The organism is Pseudomonas sp. BN515, from assembly GCF_029873155.1.
Taxonomy (GTDB): Bacteria; Pseudomonadota; Gammaproteobacteria; order Pseudomonadales; family Pseudomonadaceae; genus Metapseudomonas.
Map to the genome: position 1 here is coordinate 81,721 of NZ_SSOH01000092.1, position 20,716 is coordinate 102,436.

Sequence of the window (20,716 nt, forward strand, 5' to 3'; positions counted from 1 at the left end):
TTGGCAGGCGCACATGAGAACAAGAACAACGAGGCTCACCCCCCATGAAGATGTCCAAGCTCGCCGTCCTCTTCGCTGCCGCCTGCACTTGCGCTGCGGCCCTCGCGGAAACCACCTACACCCTCAAGGTCGCTCACTTCCTTCCCGCCAACTCCAATGCCCAGCGCAACATCATCGAACCCTGGTGCCAGCAGCTCGGCGAGGAATCCGCCGGACGCATCAAGTGCCAGTTCTATCCATCGATGCAGTTGGGAGGAACGCCAGCCAAGCTGGCCGACATGGCCCGCAACGGTGTTGCCGATATCGTCTGGACCGCGCCGGCCTATTCGGCGGGCAAGTTCCCGCGCATCGAAGCCATGGAGCTGCCGTTCATGCTTCCGCCCGGCGCCAGGGCGAGCAATCCGATCATCTGGCAGTACTACGAACAGTTCGCCCGCGATGACTTCAAGGGCTACAAGGTGCTGTCCGTGCACGGTGACGGCGGCATGGACATTCACACCCGCGGCAAGGGTGTCGCCACCCTGGAGGACCTGAAGAGCCTCAAGCTGCGCGCCTCCAGCCGCACGGCCGCGAGGCTGGTCGAAGCCCTCGGCGCCACTCCGGTGAGCATGCCGCCGGCACAGATGACCGAATCCATCTCCAAGGGTGTCGTCGACGGTGCGCTGGCCTCCTGGGAAGTGGTGCCGCCGACCAAGCTGGACGAGGTGACCGATCACCACTCGGCCATTCCTGCTGGCCAGCCGGCGTTCTCCTACACCGTGCTGGCACTGCTGATGAACGAGCGCAAGTTCAACAGCCTGCCCGAGGACCTGCGCGCCATCATCGAGCGCAACAGCGGCCCGGCCCTGAACGAACGCTTTGCCATCGCCTGGGACAAGGCCCTGGACGAAGCCCGCACCCGCACGCCTTCCGACCAGATAGTCGCCATCGACGCAACCGCCTACGGCGTGATGCGCCAGGCCGCTGCGCCGGTAGCCGACGACTGGGCCAACGCCGCCACCGAGAAGGGCCTCGACGGCAAGGCGCTGCTTGAAGGCGCCCGGTCGCTCTCCAGCAACGCCCGGTGATCGATCATGAACGAGTCCCTGTCCTTCGAGTCTTCCCCCGCCGAGGGGGTTGGCCTGGCCAGCCGGGCGCTGCAGCGTACCGCCCAGGGGTTCGCCCTGGGGGGCGGCTGCATCCTGCTGGCCCTGGTGGCCATGTCGCTGGTCTCGATCATTGGCCGCAAGCTGTTCGCCACACCCATTCAGGGTGATATCGAGCTGATGGAGATAGGCGCGGCGGTCGCCATTGCCGCGTTCCTGCCGCTCTGCGAATTGCGTGGCCAGCACATCAAGGTGGACGCCTTCACCCTGAAGCTGCCGGTTCGGGTCCAGGCCTGGCTGGACGCCAGTGCCCATTTCCTGTGCCTGCTGGTTGCGCTGGTGCTGGCCTGGCGCACCAGCCTGCAGGTGCTGGAAAGCCGTGAATACGGCGAAGTCTCCACGCTGCTCTCGGTGCCGCTGTGGATACCGCTGCTGGGCATCGTCCCGAGCCTCCTGCTGCTGGCGGTCACCGCCTGCGCCCGAACCCGTCAATGCCTCACCCGGGAGCAACGTCCATGAGCGGTCTCAGTCTCGGCCTGTTGGCGCTGGCCGCCACCTTCACGCTGCTGGTGCTGCGGATACACATCGGCCTGACCATGATGGTCGGCGGCGCCCTGTGCTTTCTCGCCGTGAACGATGGTGACCTCTCCGCGCTGCTGTTCAGCCTCAACAACCTGGCCTGGTCGCGCCTCTCCAACTACGACCTGGCGGTGATCCCGCTGTTCGTGCTGATGGGCCAGTTCGCCACCCATGGCGGCCTGTCCAAGGCGATATTCCGCTGCGCCGCAGCCTTCGTCGGTCATCTGCGTGGTGGTATCGGCATGTCCGCCATCGGCGCCTGCGCCGGTTTCGGTGCCATCTGCGGCTCGTCGCTGGCCACCTCGGCAACCATGAGCCAGGTGGCGCTGCCGGAACTGCGCCGGCACAACTATTCCGGGCGTCTGGCCACTGCCACTGTGGCAGCGGGCGGCACCCTGGGCATCCTCATCCCGCCGTCGGTCCCGCTGATCATCTACGCGGTGCTCACCCAGGAATCCATCGCCAAGCTGTTCGTCGCCGCCGTGGTGCCGGGCCTGCTGGCAGCGGTCGGCTACCTGGTCGTGGTACGCCTGATGGTGGCGCGGGAGCCGGAGGGTCATAGCCGTAGCGAACCGGCCAGTGCCGCCGAACGATTCAAGGCGTTCCTCCAGGTGCTGCCTGTACTGGGCGTGTTCCTGGTGGTGATCGTCGGCATCTACGGCGGTTGGGCCAACCCCACCGAAGCGGCTTCCATCGGCGCCGCGGCCTGTGGCCTGCTGGCATTCTTCCAGGGCGGCATGCGGGGCGCCGGACTGCGCCAGAGCCTGCTGGGCACTGCCGAAACCACGGCAATGATCTTCCTCGTGCTGCTGGGTGCCGACCTGTTGAACTCCGGCCTGGCGCTGACCCAGATGCCCACCGAACTGGCCGAATGGGTCAAGCAGAGCGGGCTCGCCCCCATGCTGGTGCTCTGCGCCATCCTGCTGCTGTACCTGTTGCTGGGCTGCGTGATGGACTCCCTGGCGATGATCCTGCTGACCATCCCGATCTTCTACCCGGTGATCATGGGCCTGGATTTCTATGGCCTCACCGAAGTCCAGAAGTCCATCTGGTTCGGCATCCTTGCGCTGATGGTGGTGGAGATCGGCCTGATCCACCCGCCGTTAGGCATGAACCTGTTCATCGTCAACAAGGTGGCGCGCGACGTGCCCTACCTGGAAACCGCCAAGGGCGTGCTGCCGTTCCTCGCCTCCGACCTGCTGCGCATCGTGCTGCTGGTCGCCTTCCCCGGCGTGTGCCTCTGGCTGCTGAGCCTGTGATATTCGCGGGCCGCCTTGCGGCCCGTGCCTTTCCTGCCGTTGCGGAGTCCCCGATGACCCAGTCCACCCCACAGGTCGGCCGAAGCCTGATCGTTCTTCTGGCCGCCCTGGTGGCCTTCGCTCCCCTGTCCATCGACATGTACCTGCCCAGCCTGCCGGCCCTGGCGCGGGAGCTGGTGGCCACCGATGCACAGATTCAGCACAGCATCAGCGTGTTCCTGGTGGGCTTGTGCATCGGCATGCTGTTCTACGGTCCGCTGTCGGACCGCTTCGGTCGTCGCCCCTTGCTGCTCGGCGGCATTGCCCTGTACGTGGTCGCCAGTGTCGGCTGTTCATGGGCGGCCAGTGCCGACCAGTTGCTCATATGGCGCGGCCTGCAGGCCCTCGGTGGGGCCGCTGCTTCGGTACTGGCGCGGGCCATCGTGCGCGATCTCTTTCCCTTGCAGCAGGCAGCCCGGGTGCTGTCGCTGATGCACCTGGTGACCATGCTCGCCACGCTGGTGGCGCCCCTGCTTGGCAGTTACCTGATGGAGGTGGCCGGCTGGCGCTCGATCTTCATCGGCCTGCTCGGCTTCGCCACGCTCTGTGGCCTGGCGGTCTGGCTACGGGTGCCGGAGACCCATCAAGGCGAAGCCCGTGGGCACTCCCTGGGCAGCGCGTTCGCTGCCTATCTCTCGATTCTCGGCAACCCGCGCGCGGTGGGGCTGATGCTGTGCATGGAGCTGTCCTTCGCCGGCATGTTCGCCTACATCACCGGCTCGCCCTTCGTCTTCATCGAGCATTTCCGCTTCAGCCCGCAGCAATACGCGCTGTTGTTCGGCGCCAACATCGCCGGGGTGATAGTCGCCACGTTCCTCAACGCCCGCCTGGTGGGGCGTCTAGGTCCGGAAGCCATGTTGCGTCGGGGTTCCCAGGTGTCGGCTCTGGCCGGACTGGCGCTGTTGCTGGCGGCCTGCCTGCCGGCGTCCGGCTGGCCGGCCATTGCGCTGGCGCTGCTGCTGTTTGTCAGCGTCACCGGGATGCTCGGCGCCAACGCCATCGCCAGCCTGATGGCGCTCTTCCCGCAGCGTGCCGGTGCCGCCGCCGCCCTGGCAGTGGCCGGGCAGTTCGGCCTCGGCGCCCTGGCCAGCTTTCTGGTGGGCGTGCTGCATGACGGCTCGCCAATGCCCATGAGCCTGGTGGTCGCCCTCTGCGGGGTCGGCGCTTTTGTGTCCTTGCGCCTGGCCGTACGCACCGGTGCGAGCCCAGCAGGCATAGCCGACCGGTAGGTTGGGTAGAGCGAAGCGAAACCCAACGGGCGAGGGTAGATCCAGCTCCTGTGGGTTCGAATTCATTCGAAAAAGGGCCGCGAAGCGGCCCCTGGGCGAGCATTCAATTTACCCGGTGACCGGTTCTGCACCCCCCTGGCGATTGAAATCGCCCCCACAGGAGAATGTGCTGCCATCGTGCCCCTACGGTGCGCGGCCGAATGCCTCCGCCATCTCGCCGATCAATCGGCTCTGCAACTGGCGCTGGGCTTCGCCGGGCTGTTGCAGGCCGATGAAGTCGCACAGCGGGTCCTGGACCTCGGTGCGGATGCCGGACAGTTCCTCCATCACCGCCAGACCACAGAAGGGCACGTAGGCTTCGGCATAACCGCCTTCGTGGACCAGTACCAGGCGGCCCTGGCACAAGCGCTCGGCGGCGTCGCGGACCAGGCGGGTCATGGCGCGGAAGCTGTCGCTGTGCAGCAGCATGCGCGCCAGCGGGTCCACGGCGTTGGCGTCGTAGCCGCAGGCGACCACGATCAGCTCCGGCTCGAAGCGTTCCAGGGCCGGAATCACGATTCGCTCCATGGCTTCGAGGTAGGCCTCATGGCCACTGCCGGCGAGCAGCGGGATGTTGATGTTGGTGCCCAGCCCCGCCCCTTCGCCGCGATCGTCCGTACCGCTGTAGCCTGGCGGGAAGCAGCCGTCCTGGTGCAGGGAGATGGTCAGCACGTCAGGCCGGTTGTAGTAGACCGCCTGTGTGCCGTTGCCGTGGTGCACGTCCCAATCAATTACCGCCACCTTGCCCAGCCCGTGACGGGCTTTGGCCGCTTCGATGGCAACCGGAATGTTGGCCAGGAAGCAGAAGCCCATGGCCTGGTCCGGCAGGCAGTGGTGACCCGGCGGGCGCGACAGGGAATAGGCGTTGTCGGCTTCGCCCTTGAGCACGGCATCCACCGCCGCCATGGCGAGGCCAGCGGAGAGCTTGGCGATCTCGTAGCTGCCCGGGCCGATGGGCGCGTGCTCGCCGAGGTTGCCGCCGCCGGCGTCGCTCAGGGCCTTGAAGCGTTTCAGGTAGTGCTCCGGATGCACACGCAGCAGGTCCTCGTCGCTGGCGGCCGGGGCGCTGCGCAGATCGAGCCGGGTGGTGAGGCCGGAGACATCCATCAGGTTCTTCAGGCGGCGCTTGGTTTCCGGGGATTCGGCGTGGCCGGCAGCCGAGGGCGGCTGCACCCAGCCTCCCACCGGAAGGATCAGGGCGTGCTGGCTGGCGCTGTGCCAGAGGGACAGTTCGTCGAAGAAGAAGGCACTACGGCGACTCATGGTGAGTTACTCCTTGGCTTACAGGGATTGGGCGGTGGTGAGGGAAGCGGGGCGCAGGCGGCTGCCGAGGGTGGCGAGCAGGGACAGGGTGGTCAGGGTGCCGGCGGCCAGAAGCAGGGATCGGAAGTCGCCGCTGTCGCTGAGCAGGCGGCCCGCCATGGCCGGGCCCAGGGCCAGACCGGCGCCGATGACCAGGTTGCTCAGGCTCATCAGGCGGCCGGATTCATCAAGTTCCACCAGGCTGGCGAGGATGAAGGGCAGCACGTAGGTCCAGGTGAACTTGAACAGCAGGACGGCCACGGCGAAGCGCGCCAGATGGGGCTGGTCGAGCAGCAGCAGGGTGGCGGCCACCATCAGGCCGAAGCCGCTGCACAGCAGTGGCGTGCGCGGCAGGCGCTCGCCGATCAGGGTCGCGCAGCCGGCTCCGGCGATGCCCATGAGGGTGGCGATGGCGAGGATGTCGCCGCTGGCCTGGGCGTTCAGGCCGGCCTGGGCGCCGATGGCCCCGATGAAGGTCCAGACGGCGCTGAGGGCGACATAGAAACCCAGCAGACCGAGGATGGCCGCCACGACTTTCCAGCGTGATGCTGTGCCTCTGCGCGCGATGCGTTCGGGCGCCCGATAGGCCGTTGGGAAGGCGCGTACAAGGGGCAGACCGAGCACCGTCAAGGCGGCCAGCAGCAGGTAACCGACGCCCAGGCCGTAGGCCTCGAACAGGCGTGGCAGCAGGCTCAGACCAATGGCGCCGAGCACCAGTTGGCCCAACACCCAGAAGCCATAGGCGCGGCTCGGATTGGGCAGTGTTGCCGCGCAGGACAGGCAGAGCACCATCAGCGAGCCGCCGGCCAGGGCGGTGACGAAGCGCAGCGCGGCCAGAGGCAGGTGGCTCGCCGTCGCCGCAGAGGCGAGATTGCCGGCGATGAACAGCAGGGCGGCGATCAGCGCCGCGCGGCGGCAGTCGACCCGCTTCAGCCACCAGAAGGAGGGCAGGGTGGCGAGGCTCATGGCGCCCAGTTCGATGGAGAACAGGTTGCCGATCTGCTCCGGGTTCAGGCCCAGCTCGACGGCGAGGCGGGTGGCAATGGCGGGGGCGGTGAGCAGTACCGCCGAGGTGATGGCGGCGAACACGACGATGGCGGCCTGCAGCGCCAGCGGCTGCCTGGATTGGAAGGTCATGGCGATATCTCCTGGATCAGAACACGTGGGCCAGGCGAAGCAGGGCCTGGGCGCCGTGGTAGCCGTTGTCGGTGTCAACGTTGTGGGAGAGGGCGACCATCAGTTGGTTCTGCCGGTCCAGCCAGTGGCCGAGCTCGACACCCAGCTGGGTGTAGCGCTGGTGGGTGTCGTCGAGGGTGCGGTCGTTCAGGCTGAGTTCACCGCCGTCGGCATGCACCAGGCGCAGGGCGCCATAGGTGGCCGGGGTGAAGTCATAGGAGGCGAAGGCTTGCAGGCGATAGAGCGGGTCCTGTTCCAGGTCCATGCCGTAGTAGTCGTCGTTCTTGCCGTAGATCTGGGCTTCGAGGTTGGCTTCCAGCACCCACTTCTCGCCGACGCCCTGGGTGTAGTTGTAATTGAAGGTCAGGCCCCAGCGATTGGCGCCGGGGGATACATCCGGGTTGTTGCCGTGGTACTCGCCCACCGGAACGGTGACCAGGGTCAGCAGGCCGCTGTAGGTGCGGGTGGCCGGGTCGTTGATGATGAACAACGTACCGCCCATCTGCGGGTCGCCGATGCCGCGCTCGCTGGTGTGGCCGGTGGTGCCGGGAAGGCGGGCGTCGATGTCGACGTAGGGCACGATGAACTGCGGCGTGCAGAGGGTGCCGCAGGCATCGGTGAAGAGCACATGGCGGTAGGCCAGGGCGTTGACCTCCAGGTCCGCCTTGCCGGTGCGGTCGGCCGGGCCGTGGAAGTCGTTGGCGCGATTGGTGGGCAGGTAGAGCACGCCGAGCTGGGTGCCCGAGGGGGCGGAGAAGAAGTCGCGGGCGTTCATGTCGGCGGCCTGCGCGGCGAGGGGCAGCAGCACGCTGCCGAGGAGGGCGTGACGGAAGGAGCGGGTGCGGGTCATGGGCGTTGCATCTCTTTTTCTGGGTGCGGTGGGTTTCTTCGGGCAAGGCGCCGCCCTGCCGCCCATGTGGGGCAGCCGGAGTTCAGGCGGCTGGGAAAGCGGGAATCAGTCGGGTGGCGAGTGGAGGAGGTGGGCGATGCTCGCCTTGTCCTTCACGCCGAGCTTGGAATAGATGGTGCGTATGTGGTGGCGCACGGTATTGGGCGCCAGGCCCAGGTCGCGGGCGATTTCCTTGTAGGTCTTGCCTTCGCCGAAGCGCAGGGCCACGTCGTTTTCGCGCGCGCTGAGCTGCTGCAGCGGGCTGTGGCTGCGCGCGGCGAGCAGATACAGGTCGCCCACCGCGGAGACTTCCAGCAACAGGCGCTCACCCTGATAACCCTCGGGGCTGATGCTCTCGGGCAACTGCGGACCGGTCCAGTCGGGCCACTCGGTGAGCAGCAGGTCGACGAAGCCGCGCTCGGCACAATGCAGGGTGCCGCGTCCATCGCATACGGCCAGCGCGAGGTTGCGCGGGTTGGACAGGCTTTCCCGCTTGGCCACCAGGGTGCGGATCTGGTTGGCCGAGACGGCGGCGGCGAGGTGCCGCATCAACTGGTCCATCAGCAGTTGATCCTGGTCGTTGAAGGGGGCGGACGTCGGCGAGCGGTAGAGGGTCAGGTGGTCTACCAGGCCGGTCTGCGGGTCGGAATGGATGACGCAGAGGAACTCACGGAAGCCGTGGCGCTCCCCCAGCCATCGCAGGCCTGGTGTGCTGTTGGCGCTGTCGACGATCACCGCCTTGTCGGGCGTGGCGCTGACCAGGCCGACGGTCACGTCCTCGTGGCGGATCGACTGCCAGTCTTCCAGGTAGTGCGGCGGTAGGTTGAACAGGTGCGAGCTGTGTTCTTCCGGCAGGCCGTCGATCATCGCGGCGCGGCCCCACCAGGCCTTGTCGAAGGGCAGCAGCTGCTGGAGCTGCGTCAGTGCAAGAGCGTGGAAGCGCTCGATGGACCTGTCCCTGGCCAGGCGCTGGAGTTCCAGCACGGTGTTGCTGAATGCCTCCAGCAATGCGGTGGTGATCGTTCGATCAGCCTGGTCGTTCCTGCTCATGCGGTATCCCCGGGTGCGACGTTGTTTTTGTTCTGTCACAGGTTCGAGTCATGGCCTTTCGTCTTTGCGACGGGGCAGGGCCTGGAGCGAGTATCAGGTTCGCGTGAAGGAGCCGCCATCCTACAGATGCAGGATAGGGTCAGCGCGGGCCCTCGCTGCTCGCGGCAATATCCCGGCCCAGCAGGCGCTGGCGCGGAAGCAGCCAGGCGCAATAACCGAGCAGCAGCACGCCGGCGCCGGCCATGGCGGCAGGTGCACCGAAGTGTTCGGCGAGTACGCCCGCCAGCAGTCCGCCGATGGCGTCGAAGCCGAATCGCGTCGAGGTGTAGAGCGACACGACGCGCCCCCTCAGGCGCTCCGGGGCCAGGCTCTGCAAGAGGATATTGGTGCCGACGTTGCAGTTGGTGATGGCGAAGCCGAGCACGGCCATGGCCAACAACGAGAGGGCCAACTGCCGGCTGGCGGCGAAGGCCAGCAATCCCGCACCTCCGGCCAGGGCGCAGGCCATGATGCTCCTGACCAGGCTTGGCAGGGCGTGGCGATTGGCGAGGAACAGCGTGCCCAGCAATGAGCCAAGGCCTGCCGCCCCCCAGAGCCAGCCGAGCGTTCGTGCGTCACCATTGAAGATGTCCTTGGCAAACACCGGGAGCAGCACGGCGTAGCTGGAGGCGGTGAGGTTGACCACCAGCACGCTGAGCATCATCAGGCGGATGGTTGGCCTGCCGGCGACATAGGCCAGCCCTTCACGGAACACATCCCCGGTGGAGCCGGCGGCGCGCGGCGTGGGCGCCATGCGGATCACCAGCAGCCCCGCCGCCAGCCCCAGATAGGAGAGAGCGTTGAGGGCGAAGCAGGCCGCCTCGCTGGTGAATCCCAGCAGCAGGCCGGCCAGGGGCGGACCAACGAAGCGCGAACTGTTGAACAGCATGGCATTGAGCGCCAGGGCGTTGGGCAGGTCTTCCTTGCCGCTGACGAACTGGCTCAACAGCGACTGCCGCAGTGGGGTATCGAAAGCGTTGAGGACGCCCAGCAGCGCGGCCATGACGACGATCAGCGTCGGCCCGATCAGGTCGCTGGCAGTAAGTGCCGCGAGGGCGATGGCCTGAAGGCCGAGCAGGCCCTGCACGCCGATCAGCAGGCGGCGCTTGTCATGGCGATCGATCCAGGCACCGGCCAGCGGGCCCACCAGCAATTGCGGCAACAGCGACGCGAAGGTGGTGATGCCGAGCAGGGCAGCCGAGCCGGTGAGGCGATAGATCAGCCAGGCGAGGGCGACCTGTTGCAGCCAACTGCCCAGGGTGGAAACGGCCTGGCCGGCGAAGTACAGACGGAAGTTGCGGTGGCGCAGGGCGCGGATGGCGGCGGGCCAGGGGCGGGAATCAGGCATTGGGGCAGCCAAGAGCAGGCGAAAGAAGAATGTTAATATCTTAACGTACTTCCCCGTGCCCCCGGCGCCTATTTCCATAACCAAGGGTGGACCACGCTCCACCGGTCCACCATTCGAGGCCCGGCATAGAGCCATTGGTGGATGGAAAAGCGCGATTCACGCTAAGTGGCTACGCCGAGTAGGGGAACGGATGGAGCCTCAAATGCGCCCGAACGCCAAGGTCGGCACGTCCACGATGCTCGACCCGCCATCGGCCACCAGGCTGGCGCCAGTGATGATGGAGGCTTCGTCCGAGAGCAGGAAGCGGCAGACGCTGGCGATTTCCTCCGGCTTGGCCGGGCGGCGCAGTGGCACCTCGGCGGTAACTCGCGCATAGGCCGCGTCCAGGTCTTCGCCATGGCGCTCCATCAACGGCTGCATCTCGGCGTCGGCCATGGGCGTGCGCACCCAGCCCGGGCAGACGGCATTCACCCGCACGCCTTGCGGGCCGTAGTCCCGGGCCAGGGAGCGGGTGAGGCCGAGGAGGGCGTGCTTGGCGGTGGTGTAGCCGCAAACGCCTTCGCCGGCCGCCAGGGCGGCGATGGAGGCCATCAGCACCAGGGCGCCGCGCCGCTGTAACAGCAGCGGCAGGCAGGCGCGGGCGGTGTAGAAGGCGCTGTCCAGGTTGGCGCGCATTGCCGCCTGCCAGTCCTCGTCCGAGGTTTCGGTGGCGCTGCCCAGGCCATGGCCGCCGGCGTTGGCGATCACCCCGTCGAGGCCACCGAAGCGCTCGCGGATGGCCGGGATGAAGTGGGCCCAGTCGGCGCTGCTGGCGGCATCCCCGCAGAGCACCAGGCCGCCGGTCCCGGCGGCTACGTCCTCCAGCGGTTCGCGACGTCTTCCCACCAGCACCAGTTGCGCGCCGTCGCGGGCGAGACGTTGTGCACAGACCGCGCCTATGCCACTGCCGGCTCCGGTGATGAGCACGGTGCGGCCCTTCACAGCGGATACTCCGTGCGGTTCAGCACGCTGCAGTGGGAACTCACCGGGAAGTTCGACAACTGGCCGAAGTCGCCGCCGGCATAGCCGCAGATCTTGCCGTCGCTGCGATGGTGCTGCAGGTCGATCAGCACCACGCCGAGGGTGGGGATGATCTTCTCCCGCCAGACGAAGAGGTAGAGCGACTCGGCGATCTTCAGCGTGTGGCAGCGGTCGGTGTCCGCCAGGCCTTGTTCGACGCCCTTCAGGCACTGCCAACTGTAGAAGTTCTCGTTGAGGTAGAGGTGCTCGTAGACCTCGCTGGGGCTGTAGCGGTAGAGGTTGCGCAGGCCTACCAGCTCGAGACTCGGCGCGTGGGGGCAGGCGCCTTCGCGCCAGGGGCGATCGAGGCTGCCGTGGAGGAATTCCGCCTTCACCGACGTCAGCTCGCCACCGGCGAGGGCCTTGCCGAACAGGTCGCCCCGGCATTCCGCCTCGCTGGGCATGCGCCCGAGCACGGCGGTGAAGGCGGCGTTGGTGATATCCAGCACCAGGCTCACCGAGACCGTGCGGCCGTTCTCCTGCTTGAGGAAGTCCACCAGGTACAGACCCTCGCGCACCGACGTGGCGCGGTAGGGGGCCTCGCCGCCGCTGCCGTCCTGCAATGACCAGGCGAGCTGCTCGGCGCCGAAGCGATGCTCGATCCGCCAGCCGTTGGCGAAGTGCAGGGTGAAGGTGCGGTCGGCAAGGTCCGCCAGGCTGGGCAGGATGAAGGCTTCCGGGGCGAAACCGTCGGCGAGGGCGCCGACAGTGATCCATTCGGGTTGGGTAGTCATGGCTCATCTCCGTGGGTTGGGATGGCGCCATGCTCGGTCGGATGGGGGTGGGGCGGTATCAACCGGAAGGTGGAGGCGGCACGTTCAGATCGCAGGATGGGTGGAGCTTGCGATACACATCGGTCTGACACGGTGATTGATAGGTTTTGCTCAGCTTGCGGAACGCCGCCCGCCCCATCCTACGGGAAGAGCTTTCTCACCAATTCTGTACGGCTGCGTGCACCGGTCTTGCGGAACAGGTGGATAAGGTGGGTCTTCACCGTGGCCAGCCCCATGTCGAGCTGCCGGGCGAGGTCCTTGTTGGACAGGCCTTCGCGTAGGAGCAGGGCGATTTCCTGTTCCCGAGGCGTGAAGCCGGTCAGCCCATCGTTCTCCGCTGGAGCGTCCGGCAGCTGGCGCACGGCGAGGTCGAGCAGGCCGCGCAGGCCATCCAGGCGCTGCAGTTCATCGGCATCGAAGGGCGGCTGGGTGCCCAGGCGCAACAGGGAGACGCCCGCCACCGGCCGCTGGCGAACATGGGCGATCACCTCGACCACGTCGCGGATGCCATGGCGGACCAGGAAGCCCTGGTAGATGCGCCGCGCATTGTCGGCCTGGCGTGCCATGGCTTCCCGCAGTGACACCACGGCGCGGCGTTCGTCGCGGCAAAGGGCGGGCTGCAGCGGGTCGAAGTCGCGGTAGTGGTCGAGGTAGTCGCGGTGGGTCCGGGCGTCCATACGCAGGAGCTGGAAGTCGCGGGCGCGCAGGTGTGGGTCGACCTGGTAGAAGGCGAAGCAGGAGGCCGGGACCACCCGGCTGAAGGCCTGCAGGCAGTGCAGGCCGAAGTCGTCGTGCATGGCGCTGCTCCCGAAAACGGAGGAGCGCGGCATGGGCCGCGCTCCGAAGGGTTACAGATGGGCCTCTTGGAAACCTATCGCGAGGGCATTGACGATGGTATCGATCTGCTCCTGCTCGATCACCAGCGGCGGCGAGAGGATGATCTTGGTGCCCACCGGGCGCACCATCACGCCGTTGGCGCGGGCGATCTCGGCGACGCGGTTGGCGTAGCCACCCATGGGGTCGATCGGTTCGCGGGTTGCTTTGTCGGTCACCAGGTCCAGGGCCACCATCAGGCCTTTGCCACGTACTTCGCCTACGGCGGCGAAGCGCTCGGTGAAGGAGGCCAGGCTTTTGAGCAGGTAATCGCCCTGCTTTGCCGCGTTGGCCGGCAGGTTTTCCTTCTCGACGATGTCCAGGTTGGCCAGGCCCGCCGCGCAGGCCACCGGATGGCCCGAGTAGGTGTAGCCGTGCATGATCGCGCCGGTGAAGTTGCCGTTGTTGGCGAAGGCCTGCTCGATGCGCTCGTTGACCACCGTGGCACCGAGGGGGATGTAGCCGGAGGAGATGCCCTTGGCCAGGCACATGATGTCGGGCTTCACGCCCCACAGGCGGCTGCCGAACATGGAGCCGGAGCGGCCGAAGCCGGTGACGATCTCATCGGCGATCAGCAGCACGCCGTATTTGTCGCAGACCTTGCGGATCAGCGGCCAGTAATTGGCTGGAGGCACGATCACGCCACCGGCGCCCTGGATCGGCTCGGCGATGAAGGCGGCCACGGTGTCCGGGCTCTGGAACTGGATTTCCCGCTCCAGCAGGTCGGCGCAGATCTGGCCGAGCTCTTCCGGGTCCTGGCTGTAGGGGTTGCGGTAGAGCCAGGGCGTGTCGACGTGGAAGCAGCCCGGCAGCAGCGGCTCGTAGTTGCGACGGAAGACGGTGTTGCCGTTCACCGAGGCGCCGCCGAAGTGGGTGCCGTGGTAGCCCTGGCGCAGGGAAATGAACTTGGTGCGGTCGGCCTGGCCCTGCAGCTTCCAGTACTGGCGGGCCAGCTTGAGGGCGGTTTCCACCGCGTCCGAACCGCCGGAGCTGAAGGCCACGCGGCGCATGCCTTCGGGTTCCAGCATGCCGATCACCTTCGCGGCCAGTTCCTCGGCGCGCGGGTGGCTGATGCCGTCGAACACCTGGAAGTACTCCAGCTCGTCCAGCTGGGCGGTGATGGCTGCCTTGATCTCCGCGCGGCCGTGGCCGACGTTGACGTTCCACAACCCCGCCACGCCATCCACCAGGCGGTTGCCCTTGTCATCGAAGACGAAGCAGCCCTCGCCACGGAGGATGCGGATGGGCTCGCGCTGCTTCATTTCGTTGGGGTGCAGCATGGGGTGCCAGAAGGCGTTGTCGCGGGTGGTCGTGGTCATGTGAATTCTCCTCTAGGGCAGCGATGCAAGCTGCGTGGCTCCATTTGTGCCTCAAGGCGCCGCCGATTACTTGCACCTGCCTGCCAGCGGGCTTGCCTTTTCCTGCCAGCGCGCCTGGCAGCCATTGGCAAGTCCGGCGGCAGCCAGGATCAAGATCGTTCACCGGGCTTGGCGCACAGTGCCTCTCGACTATCCGAGATACCCGGTCGCTGCGGCGGCCGTGCGAGAAGAGGAACCGAGATGAGCATTGCCCTTGACCCCCGTGTGGCGGCCTTTGTCCAGGCCCGCCACGGCCTGTTGATCGACGGGCAGTCCCGTCCCGCGCTGTCCGGCGCCGAAATGGCGGTGCACAACCCGGCCACGGGTGAGGAGCTGGCGCGAGTCGCCGTGGCCGCCAAGGCCGACGTGGACCTGGCGGTCGCCGCTGCGCGCCGCGCCTTCGAGGGAAGCTGGGCTGCCCAGCGCCCGGCGGACCGTGAGCGCCTGCTGTTGAAGCTGGCCGACCTGCTGGAGGTCCATGGCGAAGAGCTGGCGCAACTGGAAACCCTGAACAACGGCAAGTCGATCAATCTGTCCCGTGCCATCGAAGTGGGTGCGGGTGTGGAATACACCCGCTACATGGCCGGCTGGGCCACCAAGATCGAAGGCAAGAGCCTGGATGTCTCCATCGGCGCCATTCCCGGCGGCAAGTACCGCGCCTACACGGTGCCGGAACCGGTGGGCGTCGTGGGCGCCATCGTGCCCTGGAACTTCCCGCTGATGATGGCCCTGTGGAAGGTCGTACCGGCCTTGGCCTGCGGCTGCACCGTGGTGCTGAAGCCGGCGGACGAGACGCCGCTCACCGCCCTGCGCCTGGGCCAGCTGTGCCTGGAAGCGGGTATTCCGCCGGGTGTGGTGAACATCGTCACTGGCGTGGGTGCCGAGGCCGGCGCGGCGCTGGCAGCGCATCCGGGTATCGACAAGCTGGCCTTCACCGGCTCCACCCCGGTGGGCAAGCTGATCGGTCATGCGGCGGTGGAGAACATGACCCGCTTCACCCTGGAGCTGGGTGGCAAGTCGCCGGTGATCGTGCTCGACGACACCGCTCTGGACAACGCCGCCGCCGGTGCTGCCGGGGCCATCTTCTTCAACCAGGGGCAGGTGTGCACCGCCGGTTCGCGTCTCTACGTGCAGCGCAAGTCCTTCGACCAGGTGCTGGAGCGCCTCCACGGCATCGCCGGTTCACTCAGCATCGGGCCGGGGCTGGACCCGAGCGCGCAGATCAACCCGCTGATTTCCGCCAAACAGCAGCGCCGGGTGCTGGGCATGATCGACAGCGGCCGGGCCCAGGGCGCCAGCGTCATTTGCGGTGGCGAGGCGCATGGTGAGCAGGGCTTCTTCGTCAAGCCGACGGTGATCGCCAATGTGCGTCCGGACATGCAGGTGGTGCGCGAGGAAATCTTCGGCCCGGTGCTGGTCGCCACCGCGTTCGACGAGATCGATGAAGTGGTGCGGCTGGCCAACGATTCCCCCTACGGGCTGGCGGCGAGCATCTGGTCCAACGACCTGAAGCAGGTGATGGGCCTGATCCCGCGCCTGAAGGCCGGCACCGTCTGGGTCAACGCCCACAACCTGCTGGACCCGTCCATGCCCTTCGGCGGTTTCAAACAGTCCGGCATCGGCCGCGAGATGGGCCATGCGGCCATCGAAGCCTTCACCGAAAACAAGTCCGTGTGCATCGCCTACTGAGCGACGTCCCCTGCATCTATCCGTGAGGAATACAAGAATGAACAAGACCTCCGCCAACGGCCTTGACATGGCGACCCCGGCTTCGGCCGGCGCGTCCGTCCGGCCAGCGAAGAAGCCCCTGGGTTTCGCCACCATGATCGCCATTTGTATCGGTGTCGTGGTGGTGCAGGGCGCGATGATGTCGGCGTTGCAGGGCCTGGGCTTTGGAGGCCTTGGCTTTATCGCTGCCTTCGCCGTGGCCTTCATCCTGGCGCAGTGCTATGTGCAGAGTTTCGCCGAGCTGTCTCTGATGTTTCCCCAGGCAGGGACCCTGGCGACCTACACGCAGAAAGCCATCGGCCACTTCCCGGCCATCGTCGCCGTGTTCTCAGGTTACGTGATCGTGGCGATGTTCGGGCTCTCCGCCGAGCTGCTGCTGGTGGATGCGATCCTCGACAAGCTGTTCCCCGGCGTGTTCCCCGCGACGCTGGTGCCGCTGTTCATCCTGGTCGTACTCGCGGTGCTGAACATCCTCGGTACCGACGTGTTCGCCAAGCTGCAGAACGTCTTCACTTTCGCCATGGTGGCTGCCTTGCTGCTAGTGGGCCTGAGCGCCGTGGGCGGGCTAGCCGAAGCACCGGCGGCGAACTTCGTGCCGGATGTGAACTGGGGGTGGGGAGGCGTTCTCGACGGCAGCTTCATCGGTCTGGTTGCGCTGGCCATGTGGCTGCTGGTGGGGGCTGAGTTCATCTGCCCGCTGATCGGTGAAGTGCGTCGGCCGGAGCGCAATATCCCGCGTTCGATGATGCTCTCGCTGACCATCACCTTCACCCTGTTCGTGCTCTTCTGCATTGGCGCCAGTCGCTACCTGTCGGTAGAAGACCTGACCACCTCACCGCTACCGTACCTGGACTATGTGTTCGCGGTATTCGGCAAGGGCGCGGTGATCATCGCCACGGTGATGGCGCTGACCGCCACCTGCTCCACCGTCAACACGGTGCTGGCGGCGGTGCCGCGCATGCTGTGCGGCATGGCTGAGAACGGCCAGGCCTTCCCGCAGATGAAGGTGCTGCACAAGCGCTTCGGCACGCCGTGGATCGCCATTGTTTTCGTAGCGATCATCATTGCCCTGCCGTTCCTGCTGATGGGGCCGGATTCGATCATCACCCTGCTGATCGCCGCGTCCACCAGTTGGCTACTGGCCTACATCATCGCCCACGTCAACGTGATGGTTCTGCGTCGCCGCCACCCCGACCTGCCACGCCCCTACAAGTCGAAGCTCTACCCGCTGCCGCAGATCGTCGGCATCCTCGGCATGGGCTACATCGCCCTGAACAACTCGCCGTCGCCAGAGATGACGCAAACGGTTTACCTGTTGACCGGTGCCGTGCTGGGAGTGGTGAGCCTGATCGCCCTGGCGTGGGTCAAGCTGGTGATGAAGCGTAAGCTCTTCGAGCCGGACATCTGAGTCCTGCTGCGGATGGCAGAAGGGTCGCATAGCGGCCCTTTTTTGTGCCCGCATCCTTCAGGCGGAGATGGCTTGTTGCTACATGATTAACATGTTAATTATGTAGCCATAATGACAAGGCCGGCTTCAGCCCGCTCCCGAGGTGTCCGATGGTTCCCCACGCTGTCCGCTCCCACGATTTCGATTCCTGGCTCCGTTCCCTGCAAGGCGTTTGTGGCCGCTTCGAGTCGCGCCCGGCACTCAGTCATGGCCTGTTCATCGGCGAGATAGCCCGCCAGGACCTTTCCGGCCTGGAAGTGGCGCAGATCCGCACCAATGCGGGGTCGATCAGCCGCCAGCGCACGTCCATCGACCAGGATGACGACCGTCACTGCTTCCTCATCGTCCAGCGCAGCGGCCGTGCCGAATTGCGCCAGAACGGTGAAAGCGTCGAGCTTGGCCCCGGCGAAATGGCCCTCATGGATTCGGCCCGCGCCTGCGAAATTCTCCCCCATGGCCTGATCGAACACGCTTCCTTCCACCTCTCCCGCGAAGACGTATGCCGGCATATGCCAGAAGGGCGGCCGACGTTCGGCAAGCTCTCCCAGCACTGCGCCAGCGGCCGTGTCCTGCGCACCCTGGTGGAGCAGATCTGTGGCGGCGAACTGGATCATTGCGCCGGCCTGGAGGAGGGCGATGCGCTTCAGGAAGCGCTTATCGCGCTGCTGGCGCCGACCTTGCGGCAACAGGCCGGGCAGACCACCAGCGAACTCGACGGCTCCCACAATGCCGGCATGCGCAGCCTGGCCCAGCAACTGATCGACCAGTCGCTTTCGGAGCCCGGCCTGACGCCGTTGGCCTTGGCCAGGCAACTGAACATCTCCGTACGCCAGCTCTACCGCCTGTTCGAGGACCAGGGCGACAGCGTCTGTCGCTTCATCCAGCGCGCCCGCCTGAAGCGCAGCGCCGCCGACCTGGCCAATCCGCGTCTGCGGAACGAGTCCATTACCGACATCGCCTTCCGCTGGGGCTTTACCGATTCGGCGCATTTCAGCCGCACCTTCAAGAAGCATTTCGAGCAGTCGCCGCGGGATTACCGAGCCAGCGCGTTCGCGGGCTGACGCTGCCCGTAACCGCTGCGGTTGTGGGCTAGGCTGGTTTGACAGCCCCCATCGTCGCGAGGTGTACGCCATGCACGTTCAAGGTCAGCGCCTGCTCAACAAGGTCGCCATCATCAGCGGCGGTGCGGGTGGTTGTGGCGAAGCCGCCAGCCGGCTGTTCGCCGCCGAGGGCGCCAGGGTGGTGATAGTCGACCGCAACGCCGATGCCGCCATGGAAGTGGCCAGGCAGATCAAGGCAGACGGGGGCGAGGCGATTGGCGTGGGGGCCGATGTGTCCCGCGCCGATCAGGTGCGGTCGGCGGTGGCGGCGGGGGAGGCGGCGTTCGGTGGTGCGGATGTGCTGTTCAATCACGCCGGCACGCTGATCGTGAAACCCTTCCTCGATGTGGAGGAGGACGAGTGGGACTGGCTGATGGCGGTCAACGTCAAGAGCATGTACCTGATGACCCGCGCCGTACTCCCGCAAATGCTGGCCAAGGGTAAGGGCAGCATCATCTGCACCTCGTCCATCTCGGCGGAGTACGCCACGCCCGGCGAGGTGGTCTACAACGCCACCAAAGGCGCCTGCCAGATGTTCGCCAGGGCCATCGCCGTCGAGTTCCGGGATCGTGGCATCCGCTGCAACGCCGTTGCGCCGGGCTTCATCCGTACGGCCCACGGCATTCGCGAGATGAAGGAACTGCAGGCGATGGGTGTGGATGCCAGCGAGGCTGCCATTGCTGCGCAGCAGGGGCGCTTGTGCGAGCCGGAGGAAGTGGCGCGCGCTGCGCTGTTCCTGGCGTCGGACGAAGCGTCCTTTGTCAGTGGCGCGCACCTCTTTGTGGATAACTGTTTCTCGTCGGTTTGAGGATTTCGGTGCGGGCTTCGAATCGGGACTCCTGGCCCATTGTTGAGTGGGCATGGGGTCCTGGTTTCGCCTCCCGGCGAGTCACTTCTTTCAAACGCCAAAGAAGTAACCAAGAACGCTTGCCCCTGCATCCGGGTTTGGCTTCGCCAAACTCCCCTCCCTCCATCGTTGCGCCGGGGGCACGGCGAGAGGGGCCATCCATGGCCCCACACGCCTCTCGCGGCATCCATGCCGCTCGTCCCCCTCTGCAACGATTCCGCTCGGCCTACTGACGGGGCGCAGTCGCTGCCCCACCTCGGTTGTCCAGTTTCAGGCCGCTGGCTGCTTCAGGATTGCTTGTGCCTCACATGCGCGAGTCACCCCTCGCCCGCTTGCGGGAGAGGGGCCGGGGGAGAGGGCGGTATCAGGCCTGCTCAGTGCCAACCCAACTCGCAAGTGATTTCGCGCTCTCAGCGCTCCTTGAGCCTGCGCGCCACACCGCGCACGCCGGGTTCGTAGCGCGCCTGTTCCACCGCTGCCAGGGCCAGCCCCAGCACCTGTTCGGCGATCAGCTCATGCTGCTGGTACATGGAGTTCACCGGCAGGGGCAGGAAGTCCAGAAGCTGGGTATCGCCGAAGGTGCCCACGCGCATCCGCAGGGGCCAATCGCCATGCTCGCGCAGGACGTCGAGCACGCCGGCCAGCAGCACGTAGGCGGTAGTGATCAGCACATCCGGCAGCTCACCTCGTTGCAGCAGGTCGCCCATCAGGCGCCGACCACACTCGCGGCTGAACTCTTCTCCCTGGAGTTCCAGCGCCTCGCACCCGAGTCCTTGCAGGGCGTCGTGGAAGCCCGCGCTGCGCTCGGCGCTGATGGGGAGGTCCGGGCGTGCGCCGAGCAGGGCGACGCGACGCGGCCTGGGTTCCAGCAGGCTGCGGGTGAGTTGCTGGCTGGCCTGGCGGTCATCGCTGACCACCGTGCAGAAGCGTTGCGGATTGCGCACCCGGTCGACGGCGATCACCGGCAGGCCTTCGTCCAGCAATTGTTCCAGGCTGTCGTCCTCCGGCGGCAGGCAGCTGGCGACGATCAACGCGTCGCAGCGGCGCGCACGGAACAGCTTGAGCAACTGCCGCTCGCTGTCCGGCTCGTCGTCGGAGCTGGCGATCAGCAACTGGTAGCCCCGCGCCCGGGCGCCCTGTTCCAGCAGTTTGGCCAGGCGGGCATAGCTGGGGTTTTCCAGGTCCGGAAGGATGAAGCCCAGGGTGCGCGTCTGCCGGCTGCGCAGGCCGGCGGCCTGCGGGTTGGGCTTGAAACCATGCTCGTCCACCACCGCCTGTACGCGCTCCACGGTCGCCGGGCTGATGCGTTTCTGCTCGGCCTTGCCGTTGATCACGTAGCTGGCGGTGGTCACCGAAACACCGGCCAGGCGGGCGATATCGCTGAGCTTCAAGTTGACGACTCCTGTTATGCGTATGTGTTTCATCGGGCGGGCTTCAAGAATCGAAGATTATCGAGTAACGTGCTTGCTCAGTTTAGTGAAACGATTCAGCAAGCGT

At 66.4% G+C, this 20,716-nt stretch carries 18 protein-coding genes; 8 read left to right on the plus strand and 10 right to left on the minus strand.

What is annotated here, in order from left to right; genetic code table 11:
• Positions 1–44: 44 nt before the first annotated feature.
• From E8E91_RS25985 to E8E91_RS26000, 4 genes are read left to right on the plus strand one after another with little or no spacing between them, the layout of a single operon-like run.
• Complete coding sequence (locus tag E8E91_RS25985) at positions 45–1,067, plus strand: TRAP transporter substrate-binding protein (protein WP_280379837.1); 1,023 nt, start codon at positions 45–47, stop codon at positions 1,065–1,067.
• 6 nt (positions 1,068–1,073) lie between these two features.
• Positions 1,074–1,604 carry a TRAP transporter small permease gene (locus tag E8E91_RS25990; RefSeq protein ID WP_280379839.1) on the plus strand — a complete coding sequence of 177 codons (531 nt, stop codon included), beginning with the start codon at positions 1,074–1,076 and terminating at the stop codon, positions 1,602–1,604.
• Entirely contained in the window at positions 1,601–2,923 is a 1,323-nt protein-coding gene (locus tag E8E91_RS25995; protein ID WP_280379841.1) for a TRAP transporter large permease, read from the plus strand. Before E8E91_RS25990 ends, E8E91_RS25995 begins: the two co-directional genes overlap by 4 nt.
• Before the next feature lie 53 nt (positions 2,924–2,976).
• Positions 2,977–4,191: a Bcr/CflA family multidrug efflux MFS transporter gene (locus E8E91_RS26000; RefSeq protein ID WP_280379843.1), complete on the plus strand. Its 1,215-nt coding sequence runs from the start codon at positions 2,977–2,979 to the stop codon at positions 4,189–4,191.
• Positions 4,192–4,374: 183 nt separating this feature from the next.
• On the opposite strand, the gene E8E91_RS26005 is transcribed toward E8E91_RS26000, so the two are convergent.
• The 9 genes from E8E91_RS26005 to E8E91_RS26045 form a co-directional block, all read right to left on the minus strand.
• Positions 4,375–5,493 (minus strand): class II histone deacetylase, encoded by a 1,119-nt coding sequence (locus E8E91_RS26005; protein WP_280379845.1) that lies wholly within the window; start codon positions 5,491–5,493, stop codon positions 4,375–4,377.
• 18 nt (positions 5,494–5,511) lie between these two features.
• On the minus strand, positions 5,512–6,669 hold the full coding sequence (locus E8E91_RS26010) for an MFS transporter (RefSeq protein ID WP_280379847.1): 1,158 nt from the start codon (positions 6,667–6,669) through the stop codon (positions 5,512–5,514).
• 16 nt (positions 6,670–6,685) lie between these two features.
• Positions 6,686–7,558 (minus strand): transporter, encoded by an 873-nt coding sequence (locus E8E91_RS26015; protein WP_280379849.1) that lies wholly within the window; start codon positions 7,556–7,558, stop codon positions 6,686–6,688.
• A gap of 105 nt (positions 7,559–7,663) precedes the next feature.
• The gene (locus E8E91_RS26020; RefSeq protein WP_280379852.1) at positions 7,664–8,647 is read right to left on the minus strand and encodes a helix-turn-helix transcriptional regulator; all 984 of its coding nucleotides are present in this window, start codon (positions 8,645–8,647) and stop codon (positions 7,664–7,666) included.
• Positions 8,648–8,786: 139 nt separating this feature from the next.
• Positions 8,787–10,034 carry an MFS transporter gene (locus tag E8E91_RS26025; protein WP_280379854.1) on the minus strand — a complete coding sequence of 416 codons (1,248 nt, stop codon included), beginning with the start codon at positions 10,032–10,034 and terminating at the stop codon, positions 8,787–8,789.
• A 198-nt stretch (positions 10,035–10,232) separates the two neighbouring features.
• Positions 10,233–11,015 carry an SDR family oxidoreductase gene (locus E8E91_RS26030; protein WP_280379856.1) on the minus strand — a complete coding sequence of 261 codons (783 nt, stop codon included), beginning with the start codon at positions 11,013–11,015 and terminating at the stop codon, positions 10,233–10,235.
• Positions 11,012–11,827 carry a molybdenum cofactor biosynthesis F family protein gene (locus tag E8E91_RS26035; protein ID WP_190830403.1) on the minus strand — a complete coding sequence of 272 codons (816 nt, stop codon included), beginning with the start codon at positions 11,825–11,827 and terminating at the stop codon, positions 11,012–11,014. The genes E8E91_RS26030 and E8E91_RS26035 overlap by 4 nt, the downstream gene beginning before the upstream one ends.
• A 179-nt stretch (positions 11,828–12,006) precedes the next feature.
• Complete coding sequence (locus E8E91_RS26040; protein ID WP_280379858.1) at positions 12,007–12,663, minus strand: helix-turn-helix transcriptional regulator; 657 nt, start codon at positions 12,661–12,663, stop codon at positions 12,007–12,009.
• Positions 12,664–12,714: 51 nt separating this feature from the next.
• On the minus strand, positions 12,715–14,058 hold the full coding sequence (locus tag E8E91_RS26045) for an aspartate aminotransferase family protein (RefSeq protein ID WP_280379860.1): 1,344 nt from the start codon (positions 14,056–14,058) through the stop codon (positions 12,715–12,717).
• Between the two features lie 240 nt (positions 14,059–14,298).
• On the opposite strand from E8E91_RS26045, the gene E8E91_RS26050 reads away from it, so the two are divergent.
• From E8E91_RS26050 to E8E91_RS26065, 4 genes are all read left to right on the plus strand, one after another.
• Positions 14,299–15,786, plus strand: coding sequence for an aldehyde dehydrogenase family protein (locus E8E91_RS26050; protein WP_280379862.1), 1,488 nt, complete (start codon positions 14,299–14,301; stop codon positions 15,784–15,786).
• A gap of 37 nt (positions 15,787–15,823) precedes the next feature.
• Positions 15,824–17,233 carry an APC family permease gene (locus E8E91_RS26055; RefSeq protein WP_190830397.1) on the plus strand — a complete coding sequence of 470 codons (1,410 nt, stop codon included), beginning with the start codon at positions 15,824–15,826 and terminating at the stop codon, positions 17,231–17,233.
• A 149-nt stretch (positions 17,234–17,382) separates the two neighbouring features.
• On the plus strand, positions 17,383–18,333 hold the full coding sequence (feaR, locus tag E8E91_RS26060; protein ID WP_280379864.1) for a transcriptional regulator FeaR: 951 nt from the start codon (positions 17,383–17,385) through the stop codon (positions 18,331–18,333).
• 70 nt (positions 18,334–18,403) lie between these two features.
• Complete coding sequence (locus tag E8E91_RS26065; protein ID WP_280379866.1) at positions 18,404–19,180, plus strand: glucose 1-dehydrogenase; 777 nt, start codon at positions 18,404–18,406, stop codon at positions 19,178–19,180.
• A gap of 449 nt (positions 19,181–19,629) precedes the next feature.
• Here the strand turns inward: E8E91_RS26065 and cra are convergent, their stop codons facing one another.
• Entirely contained in the window at positions 19,630–20,610 is a 981-nt protein-coding gene (gene cra / locus E8E91_RS26070; protein WP_280379867.1) for a catabolite repressor/activator, read from the minus strand.
• Positions 20,611–20,716: the final 106 nt, after the last annotated feature.